This is a genomic window from Mesorhizobium sp. M7A.F.Ca.US.005.03.1.1 (assembly GCF_003997975.1).
Classification (GTDB): Bacteria; Pseudomonadota; Alphaproteobacteria; order Rhizobiales; family Rhizobiaceae; genus Mesorhizobium; species Mesorhizobium ciceri.
Genome location: NZ_RZRO01000158.1, coordinates 1 through 9,379, shown reverse-complemented (window position 1 = coordinate 9,379; position 9,379 = coordinate 1). Strand labels below are relative to the sequence as shown.

The window sequence follows — 9,379 nt, the reverse complement described above, 5'->3', positions numbered from 1 at the left end:
CGGTGTGGCAAATACCTGTCGCCTTGATCTCGACCAGCACTTCGCCCTCGCGCGGGCCCTCGAGGTCGACCTCCATGATCTCCAGCGGCTTTCCGGCGGCGACAGCGACAGCGGCGCGGGTTTTCATTCTTTTTCTCTCCCAAATCTCTATTTTGCCGGGCCAGAACGCGGCGCTTATGATCAGACTATGCGGCGATCTTGCCGGGGCCGGCGGGAAACACACCCGACATGACGGTGAAGCCCTTGATGCGCTTGACACGGTCGCACCAGCGCCGAATAGCCGGATAGTCCTGGCGCGGAACACCGCCTTCCTCCGACAGGATGATGTAAGGAAAACAGGCGATGTCGGCGATGGTCGGGTGACTGGCCGAACAGATCCAGTTGCGGCCCTGCTGTTCGCCGAACCACAGATGCTCGTCGAGGATACGGAAAAGGCGATGCGCGCCGGCACGCGCGGCATCGATATCGAAGTCATAAAACAGCGCATCGTGCAGGCGGGCGGCCGACGCCGTCGAAGTGATACCGTCTGCAAAGGCCAGCCACTGGCTGATCTCGCCCAGCAGAGCGGGATTGTCCCGCGGATACCAGGTGCCCGACGGATCGTATTTCGAGGCGAGATAGACAAGGATCGCTTGGGCATCGCGCAAGATCAGCTCTTCATCCTCGATGACCGGCAGCTGGCCAAGCGGATTGAGTTTCAGGAACCATTCCGACTTGTGTTCGCGGCCGGGGTAGAAGTCGACCGGCACGGTCTTGTAGTCGATGCCGAGAAAACTCATCAGCAGCCGCAGCTTGTAGCAATTGCCCGACAGTTCGTAGTCGTAAAGCGTGATCATCGGCAGCTCCTAAAGCAATTCCAGGAAATGTGTGTAACGGTTTTCCGTCCGGAATTGCGTAAAACAAACAGTTAGATGTCCAGCACGAGGCGTGCCGATTTGGCGCGCGAAACGCAGGTCATGATCTTGGTTCCGGCCTTCCTCTCGGCATCGTTGAGGTAGACGTCCTGATGGTCCGGTTCGCCCTCGATCACCGTCGCCACGCAAGTGCCGCAGGCGCCTTGCTCGCAAGACGACGGAACATCGATGCCGCTTTCGCGCATGACCTGCATGATCGTCTTGCCCGCCGGCACCTGAAGCGTGACGCAGGAGCGCGCCAGCGCGACCTCGAAGCTCGAACTGTCGTCGATCTTGTTGGTGTTCTTGAAGTACTCGAAATGGACGGCGCTATCCGGCCAGCCCTGCTCGGCCGCGATCTTGCGCGCGGCTTCCAGCATCGGTCCCGGGCCGCAGATGTAGAGATGCATGCCATTGCGATGACCGGCGAGGAGTTGTCGAAGCTCGGCGCCGGTCGCGTCGGGCGAGAGGCCGAGATGCGGCTTCAGCGCATCGCCGAGATGCTTCAGCCGATCGGCAAAGGCGAGGTGTTCCTCGCCTTGCGCGAAATAATGCAGCTCGTGCGCAAGCTCCTGGTTCTTCAGCGCCTGCGCCATGGCGAGCAGCGGCGTGATGCCGATGCCGCCGGCGACGAACAGCGTCTTGATCGCATCGCGGCGCAGCGGGAAGTTGTTGCGTGGCTCGGAAATCGCCAGCACGTCGCCCTCTCGCACCGTCTCATGCATGCATTTCGAGCCACCCTTGGAGTCCCGTTCCAGCTTGACGCCGATGGTGAAGCTGTCGGTTTCACCGGGACCGTTGGTGATCGAATACTGCCTGATCTCGCCATTGGGCATGTGGACGTCGATATGGGCTCCAGGCTGGAACGTCGGCAGGATGCCCTTGATCGGACGAAGCTCGAAGCCTGCGATCCCGTCGGCGGTCTGCCATTTTCTGGCCACGCTGACACGCAGCGCAGCCTTGCGGCCATGCGTGGTCACCTCAGGCATTTCGGCGAGTTCGGCCGAGACCCGTTCGTAGACCGGCTCGAGCGGCGCCGGCGCCGGCGCGTTCGCCACGTCGCGCTCGACCTCGTCGCGCAGCTTGGAAAGCCGCTCATTGTGGTGACGCAGAATGGCAATGCGCGCGGCGCCCTCGGCCTCCTGATCGAGCACGCCGCGGATCACCGAACGGTTGGAATCGACCGGCTGCACGAAGAAAACGCCCTGCGTCTCGGCGCTGCTGGCTCGCGAGCGAAGCGCCACAGCGAAATCCTGGGCGGCTTCGACGAGAATGTCGGCGCCCTCGCCATCGATCGCTCCGTTGGGTTGAAAGCGATAGGCTCTCAGCCTCTCGACGACTTTGTCGGCCGGCGCGTTGACCGCGATGCCGCGCAAGGCGAGGAGCTTGCCTTCGGCGAGGCCGGCAATCTCAGGCACCTCCCCGCGCGGCTCTTCCGAGGACCAGACCAAGCCATAACGTTCGACCGCCGGAAAAGTGCGGTTGGTGATGGTGCGGGCGGGTGCATCGGCCGGATGAGCCGGGATATAGGTGCAGCCAGCGGTGCGGTTCGAATAACGCCAGCCGTGATACTGGCATTTCAGTTCGCGCCCGTCATTGATGCCGATCGACAGCCTGACGCCGCGATGCAGGCAGCGGTTCTCCCAGATGTTGACGTAACCGTCATCGGCCCGCCACACGGCGAATTCCCGGCCGAGCAACTGGCCGTGGAAAACGTGGCGAAACGGCAAATCATGGGCAGCGGCGATCGGATGCCACCGGCTTCTGGCTTCTTCCAACATCAATCGTCTCCAAAATGTCTGTCAGGCTGCAGCCGGGATGACCCCGTAGGTCACGCCCTTCTGGCTGAGCCAGCGCCGGTAGGCGATGGCCGACTTGTCAGCGCGGATCGGCGTCTCGGCGCGCGGATCGAGCGGCAGGCGCTTCGGCACCTGGTTTTCCAGGATCGGCTTGTCCTGGCCGAAGATCGTCTGCTGGAAACGCTTGATCACCTTGTCTTCATTGTCTTCGTCGAGCACGCAAAGCAGCATGTGGGCGCGCACATGCTCCTGGTCGACCGGCTGCAGGAAGACGGCGATGACATCGCGCCGGGTCTCGTCGACCGGGCTCGATTTATAGAGCACCGAGCAATAGGGATGCGGCACGCGATAGACGTAGTCGACGTCGGCGCCGCCATCGGACGCCGTCGACGCCATCGGCTGGAAGAAGCGGCAGCGCGTGGCCAGGATCTCGTCACGATCGACGGAGATCTCGACGTCGTATTCCTTGACTTCGGTATGCGGCTCGACGCCGAGTATGTCGGTATGCACATAGGGGAAGTGGCCCATGTCGAGAAAGTTCTCGATGGCGCGCGGCGCCGAGACGTTGACGCCGAACGTTGCCGCATTGAGCTTACGGCGGTCCGGCTCTTGATATTCGGGGATCGGGAACAGCTCGGCCGGCGGCGACCCGAGCGAAGTCCAGACATAGCCATAGGCGCTTATTGCAGGCAGCCTGTCGGCGGGTGGAATATGGTCAGCCCTTTGCACATCGGGACGCGAGCGCCAGACGACGGGCTCGCCATCCGCGTCCACCGCAAAGCTGAGGCGCTCCTCGAGCAGAACGGTCTCCTGGACGGCGCCGGGAGCAGCTTCCGCGATGGCGCCCACGGGATGCCAGAGATTGAGGATCACGGGATCAGCGCATTTCGTCATCATGTTATCCCTTCAAATACCCTCGGACGTCATCAGATCTGTGCCGGTATCGCACCATAGGTGACCGCCCTGTCACGCAGCCAGCGCCGATAGGAAACCGAGACGGCATCGGCGCGGATCGGGGTCTCGGCGCGCGGATCGAGCGGCAGGCGCTTGGGGACCTGGTTTTCCAGGATCGGCTTGTCCTGCGCGAAGATCAATTGCATGAAACTGCGCACCGTCGCCGCGTCCATGCCCTCCTTGAGGTAGCAGAGATAGGGATGCGCGACGCAGTTCTCCTCGTCGACCGGCTGCACGAACAGCGTGATGACATCCAGCCTCCCCTTCTGGATCGGATTGCTCTTGTAGAGCGCCACCGTATAGGGCCGGATCACCTTGTAGATGTACTCGACGACGAACCCTTCCTTCGCGGTCGGCGACGCGATGGGCTGGTAGAATTTGCATTCGGTCGCCAGCACCTCGTCCTGGGGCGTGATTTCCACCTTGTAAGGCACGACCTCGGTATGCGGCTCCTCGCCGAGCCAGCCGGTGTGGATGAAGGGGAAATGCCCCATGTCGAGAAAATTCTCGACGGCGCGAAGGCCCGACACCTTGACCGCGATCGAGCCGCCGCTGACCAGATGTCGATCCGCCTCGTTGGCCTCGGGGATGTAGATGATGTCGCGCCAGGGTTTGTCCAGACAGGTCCAGACGAAGCCATAGCGCTCGGCGCTCTTCAACACGTCGCCGGTATCGTTGCGAACGACTTCGATCTTGTCTGAATGTTTGCGAACGACGAGATCGACCCCAAGCAGACGGGTCGAAAAGGGCACATCCTGGCTGAGCGATTCCTGGTCAGCGACGATATGCCAGTCGTTCAGAAGCTCGCGGTCGACGCAACGGGTTGCCATCGGCATCCCTCCCAACTCGGCTAGCCCTTCACCACGAACCTAGCCTGACGTTTCGCAATGACGAAATCACAAGATTGGATACCAATCAATGATTTTTTGTCAGCCAAAATCATTTTTTGTGTTGACAGACTATGATGATTGAATTCCGATATGGAAAACCTGAACCTGGGATATGGCACATCCCGAAGCGTCATGTCTTCATCATGGAAAGCCTGCTGATCATGTCGTCGCAAAGGCGGAGAACCGTGCCTTGAGCAGCCGCTCCCAGACGATCGCGGACACGCTGACCCGCGCCATCATCGACCATCGGCTGGTGCCCGGCTGCAAGCTCGGCGAGCGCGAGCTTGCCGAGATATTCGATGTCAGCCGCATCGTGGTGCGTCAGGCCCTGATACGGCTCGCCGATGACGGGCTGGCGCAGATCGAGCGCAACCGCGGCGCCTTCGTCGCCAGGCCAAGCATGCAGGAGGCAATGGAGATTTACGACGCGCTGACCCTTGTCGAACAGGGGGTGGCGGCCCAGCTCAGCGATCGCCTTGGCCCCGCCGGATGGGCCGAGCTGCGCCAGCATGTCGAACGCCAGCGCCAGGCAGTCGCCGCCGGCAACGATGCGCTGGCCGACGTGCTCGGCCAGGAATTCCACACGGTGTTCGTGCGCCTTAGCCGCAACAAGGTGATGCAGGAAATCCATGCCCAGCTGGTGCGCCGCACGACGTTGCTGCGCTCGCTCATTTCAGCCGATTTCGACTATTGCAATCTGCTCGACGATCATTCGAGGGTCGTCGACCTTCTGGAAAAGGGCCGCCTGAAACAGGCCATGGACCTGATCGACACGCATCACCGCACCGTGGTGCGCGGCTACATCATGGATCGCGAGGTGTTTCCGGAGATGACGCCTGCCGAAGCGCTCGCACCCTATCTCGACGGCAAGGCCGACGGAGCGACGATATCGGCTGGATTGAGGCAGGCAAAACCATCCGGGAATGGCGACGGCGCGGCGCACGCGCACGTCCATCTCCCTAACAAAGACCGGGCATCGACAAGCCGGGCATCAACCAAAAAAACCAACAGAGGGTTACCGACATGAACGACCTGACAAGACGCGGATTCCTGAAATACAGCGGTGCGCTGGGTGCTGCGCTCGGTGCCGGAGGGCTGAGCACGGTCGCCAAGGCTCAAGAGGTGCTCAAGATCGGCGTCGTCTACGTCTCGCCGATCGCCGAAATCGGCTGGACCAAGCAGCACAGCCTTGGCGTCGAGGCGATCAAAGCCGCGTTCGGCGACAAGGCCGAACTCACCGTCATCGACAACATCTTCATGCCGCAGGATGCGGAGCGCATTTTCCGCGAGCTGGCCAGCGCCGGCAACAAACTGATCTTCGGCACCAGCTTTTCGCACGGAACGCCCATGCAGAAAGTGGCGCCGCGGTTCCCCAAGGTGGCTTTCGAACATTGCTCCGGCATCGTCCACCTTGCCAATCTGGGTACCTTTGAAGCCAAATATTACGAGGGCACTTTCGTCGCCGGCGCGGCCGGCGGCTACATGTCGAAATCGGGCAAGATTGGTTTCATCGGCGGCTTTCCGATTCCGGATATCGTCGGCCCGGCCAACGCGCTGCTGCTCGGTGCGCAAAGCGTCAATCCGAACGCCACCTGCAACGCCATCTTCCTCAATTCCTGGTTCGATCCGGGCAAGGAGAAGGAGGCCGCCAAGACGCTGCTTTCGCAAGGCTGCGATGTCATCTGCTCGATGACCGACACGGCGACGGGCGTCCAGGTCGCGGGTGAAGGCGGCGCCTGGTCGATCGGCTACGCCAGCGACATGGCCAAGTTCGCTTCGGGCAAACAGCTGACGTCCTTTGTCCTCGACTGGACCAGCGACTATGTCGGCGCCGCCAAGGCCGTCGCCGCCGGCACCTGGAAGCCGGAAGTGCGCTGGGATGGACTGGCAGCGGGCGTCGTGAAGATGGCGCCCTACAATGACGGCATACCGGCCGACACCAAGGCCAAGCTGAAGCAGCTCGAGGCCGACATCGGCAGCGGCAAGGTGCACCCCTATGGCGGCGAGTTGAAGGACCAGGCCGGCAACCTCAAGGTCGCTGCAGGCTCCGTCCTGGCCGATGACGATGTTCGCGGCATGAACTGGTTCGTCAAAGGCATGATCGGCAAGCTGAGCTGAACGCCATCAAAGAACCAGGGAGGCGCCGAGACCGACCTTCGGCGTCTCCCTGCCTGGTTCCCGTCCAACCTCGCTTCACGCCACGGCAGGACCCGCCATGCATCCGCGTCTAGAACTGCGCAACATCTGCAAGCGCTATCCCGGCGTCGTCGCCAATGACGACGTCTCGCTGTCTATCCAGCCCGGCGAAATCCACGCCGTGCTGGGCGAAAACGGCGCCGGCAAATCGACCCTGATGAAGATCATCTATGGCGCGGCACAGGCCGATTCCGGCGAGATCTTCTGCGACGGCAATCCGATCGCGGCGCACAACCCGGCGACGTCGCGCGCGCTCGGCATCGAGATGGTCTACCAGCACTTCGCGCTGTTCGAATCCGTTTCAGTGGTCGAGAACATTGCGCTCTCGGCAAGCAGCGCCTTCGATCTGCCCTCGCTTGCCGCCAAGATCCGCGAGCTTTCGCTTCGCTACGGTATGCCGATCGATCCGCATCGCCAGGTGCATGACCTCTCTGTCGGCGAGCGGCAGCGCGTCGAGATCGTGCGCTGCCTGCTGCAGGCGCCCAAGCTTCTGATCCTCGACGAGCCGACTTCCGTGCTGACGCCACAGGCGGTGGTCAAGCTGTTCGAGACGCTTCGACAACTCGCCGCTGAAGGCTGCAGCATCGTCTACATCAGCCACAAGCTCGACGAGGTGCAGGAGCTCTGTGACACCGCAACCGTGCTGCGCAACGGCAAGGTCACCGGCACCGCTCGGCCGAAAGAGACGACCTCGCTCGAGCTCGCCCGCATGATGGTCGGCTCGAAGCTGCCGGAAATGCATGTCAGCCCGCCGACCCCGAGCGAGAAGCCAGTGCTCGAGGTCAACAACCTTTCGGTCAAGGCAAGAGACCATTTCGGCGTGGATCTGAAGGACGTCTCCTTCAACGTTCATGGCGGGGAAATCGTCGGCCTGGCGGGAGTGTCCGGAAACGGCCAGGCGGAGCTTATCGCCTTGCTCAGCGGCGAACGCACGCATCACAACAACGACGCGATCAGGATTTACGGTACCGCTGCCGCTCGCCTTCGTGCCGACGAGCGCCGCAAGCTCGGTCTCGCCTTCGTTCCCGAGGAACGGCTGGGCCGTGGCGCGGTACCGTCGCATACGCTGTGGGAGAACGCGGTTCTGACCGCCCATCGCTTCGGCACCGTCCGCAACGGCCTGGTCGACCGGCGCAAAGCCAGCGCCTTCGCAGCTGGCATCATCGACAGGTTCAAGGTCAAGGCCAACGGTCCGGCTTCGACGGCGCAAAGCCTGTCGGGCGGCAATCTGCAGAAATTCATCGTCGGCCGTGAGATCGCGCTCGAGCCGAAGCTTCTGCTTGTCTCCCAGCCGACCTGGGGCGTCGATGTCGGCGCCAGCGCCTTCATCCGCCAGACCATCGTCGACCTCAGCCGCGCCGGCGCGGCGGTGCTCGTCGTCTCCGAAGAACTCGACGAGCTGTTCGAGATTTGTGACCGGCTTCTGGTGATCTGCCAGGGGCGCGTGTCACCGCCGCTGATACGCAAGACGACCGACCGCGAAGAGGTCGGGCTGCTGATGACCGGTCGAACGATGGGCACGGATCAAATGGCAATTGGGAGTGGCGACGTTGCGCTTCAGGATTGAACAAAGGCCGGAGCCTTCGGCAACAATGCGCGTCGCGGCGCCGGTGCTGGCGTCGGTTTTGACGCTGGTCGTCGGCTCGATCTTTTTTGCCTCGCTCGGACACGATCCGCTGCCGACGCTCTACGCCTTCTTTGTCGAGCCGTTGAATTCCCTCAACGGTTTGTCGGAATGGCTGCTCAAGGCTTCGCCGCTGATCCTCATTGCGTGTGGGCTGGCTATCGGCTTCCGCGCCAATGTCTGGAACATCGGCGCCGAGGGCCAGTTCACCATGGGCGCGATTGCGGCGAGCGGCGTCGGTCTTTTCTGGCCGAACCCGGACAGCGTGCTGCTGTTGCCGTTGATGTTCGTTGCCGGCATGGGCGCCGGCATGGCATGGGCGGCGATCCCTGCCTTCCTGCGCGCCCGCATGAACACCAACGAGATCCTGGTCACGCTGATGATGACCTACATCGCGACGCTGTTCCTGTCCTATCTCGTGCATGGACCGTGGCGCGATCCGGCCGGTTTCAACTACCCGCAGACGGCACTTCTGCCGACAGCCGCCCTGTTCGAATCCTTCGACCCGGCCTATCGGCTCAACCCTTCGATCTTCATCACCGTCGTCGCCGTGTTCGTGATGTGGCTGTTCACTGACCGCAGCTTCCTTGGCTACAAGATGTCGGTGAGCGGAGCGGCACCGCTTGCCGCCCGCTATGCCGGCTTTCGCGAATCTGCCGCCGTCTGGATCGGGCTGATGGCGGGTGGTGCGGCCGCCGGCATCGCCGGCATGGCGGAAGCCGCCGGGCCGCTCGGCCAGCTCTCGCCGCAGATTTCGCCCGGCTACGGTTTCGCGGCCATCATCGTCGCCTTCATCGGCCGGCTGAACGCCTTCGGCATCGTGCTTGGCGGGCTGTTGATGTCGCTGCTTTTCCTCGGCGGCGAAGGCGTGCAGATGACGCTGGGCCTGCCCTCGGCGCTGACGCGCATCTTCCAGGGCATCCTTCTGTTCTTCCTGCTCGCCGCCGACTTCTTCATTTTTTATCGCATCCGCCTGATACGGCCGGCCCGAGACACGCACGCGCTGGAGACAGCCTGATGGAT

8 protein-coding genes and 1 pseudogene are annotated in these 9,379 nt (G+C 62.5%); 4 read left to right on the top strand and 5 right to left on the bottom strand.

All coding sequences use genetic code 11. The features are described from left to right. From EN990_RS33835 to EN990_RS33815, 5 genes and pseudogenes are all read right to left on the bottom strand, one after another. Positions 1 to 127 (bottom strand): annotated as a pseudogene (locus EN990_RS33835) (S-(hydroxymethyl)glutathione dehydrogenase); the annotation flags it as partial. A gap of 58 nt (positions 128 to 185) precedes the next feature. Continuing rightward, entirely contained in the window at positions 186 to 836 is a 651-nt protein-coding gene (locus EN990_RS33830) for a glutathione S-transferase (protein WP_063168879.1), read from the bottom strand. 71 nt (positions 837 to 907) lie between these two features. Next, positions 908 to 2,674: a Rieske 2Fe-2S domain-containing protein gene (locus EN990_RS33825; RefSeq protein ID WP_127369652.1), complete on the bottom strand. Its 1,767-nt coding sequence runs from the start codon at positions 2,672 to 2,674 to the stop codon at positions 908 to 910. Positions 2,675 to 2,695: 21 nt separating this feature from the next. After that, entirely contained in the window at positions 2,696 to 3,589 is an 894-nt protein-coding gene (locus EN990_RS33820) for an aromatic ring-hydroxylating dioxygenase subunit alpha (protein ID WP_013529897.1), read from the bottom strand. 29 nt (positions 3,590 to 3,618) lie between these two features. Continuing rightward, entirely contained in the window at positions 3,619 to 4,476 is an 858-nt protein-coding gene (locus EN990_RS33815) for an aromatic ring-hydroxylating dioxygenase subunit alpha (RefSeq protein ID WP_127369653.1), read from the bottom strand. A 250-nt stretch (positions 4,477 to 4,726) separates the two neighbouring features. On the opposite strand from EN990_RS33815, the gene EN990_RS33810 reads away from it, so the two are divergent. The 4 genes from EN990_RS33810 to EN990_RS33795 all read left to right on the top strand — a co-directional run bounded on the left by EN990_RS33810 (position 4,727) and on the right by EN990_RS33795 (position 9,374). Next, positions 4,727 to 5,563 carry a GntR family transcriptional regulator gene (locus tag EN990_RS33810; protein WP_063173785.1) on the top strand — a complete coding sequence of 279 codons (837 nt, stop codon included), beginning with the start codon at positions 4,727 to 4,729 and terminating at the stop codon, positions 5,561 to 5,563. After that, complete coding sequence (locus tag EN990_RS33805) at positions 5,560 to 6,654, top strand: BMP family ABC transporter substrate-binding protein (RefSeq protein ID WP_013529894.1); 1,095 nt, start codon at positions 5,560 to 5,562, stop codon at positions 6,652 to 6,654. Before EN990_RS33810 ends, EN990_RS33805 begins: the two co-directional genes overlap by 4 nt. Before the next feature lie 97 nt (positions 6,655 to 6,751). Beyond that, the gene (locus tag EN990_RS33800) at positions 6,752 to 8,299 is read left to right on the top strand and encodes an ABC transporter ATP-binding protein (RefSeq protein WP_127368538.1); all 1,548 of its coding nucleotides are present in this window, start codon (positions 6,752 to 6,754) and stop codon (positions 8,297 to 8,299) included. A 25-nt stretch (positions 8,300 to 8,324) separates the two neighbouring features. After that, positions 8,325 to 9,374, top strand: a complete 1,050-nt coding sequence (locus EN990_RS33795) for an ABC transporter permease (RefSeq protein ID WP_224621515.1) — start codon at positions 8,325 to 8,327, stop codon at positions 9,372 to 9,374. Positions 9,375 to 9,379 lie beyond the last annotated feature (5 nt).

Bases quoted from the DNA above. Each gene is read 5' to 3' on its own strand.
- EN990_RS33805 (WP_013529894.1), top strand. From the start codon at position 5,560: ATGAACGACCTGACAAGACGCGGATTCCTGAAATACAGCGGTGCGCTG.
- EN990_RS33795 (WP_224621515.1), top strand. From the start codon at position 8,325: ATGCGCGTCGCGGCGCCGGTGCTGGCGTCGGTTTTGACGCTGGTCGTC.
- EN990_RS33800 (WP_127368538.1), top strand. From the start codon at position 6,752: ATGCATCCGCGTCTAGAACTGCGCAACATCTGCAAGCGCTATCCCGGC.
- EN990_RS33815 (WP_127369653.1), bottom strand. From the start codon at position 4,476: ATGGCAACCCGTTGCGTCGACCGCGAGCTTCTGAACGACTGGCATATC.
- EN990_RS33820 (WP_013529897.1), bottom strand. From the start codon at position 3,589: ATGATGACGAAATGCGCTGATCCCGTGATCCTCAATCTCTGGCATCCC.
- EN990_RS33825 (WP_127369652.1), bottom strand. From the start codon at position 2,674: ATGTTGGAAGAAGCCAGAAGCCGGTGGCATCCGATCGCCGCTGCCCAT.
- EN990_RS33830 (WP_063168879.1), bottom strand. From the start codon at position 836: ATGATCACGCTTTACGACTACGAACTGTCGGGCAATTGCTACAAGCTG.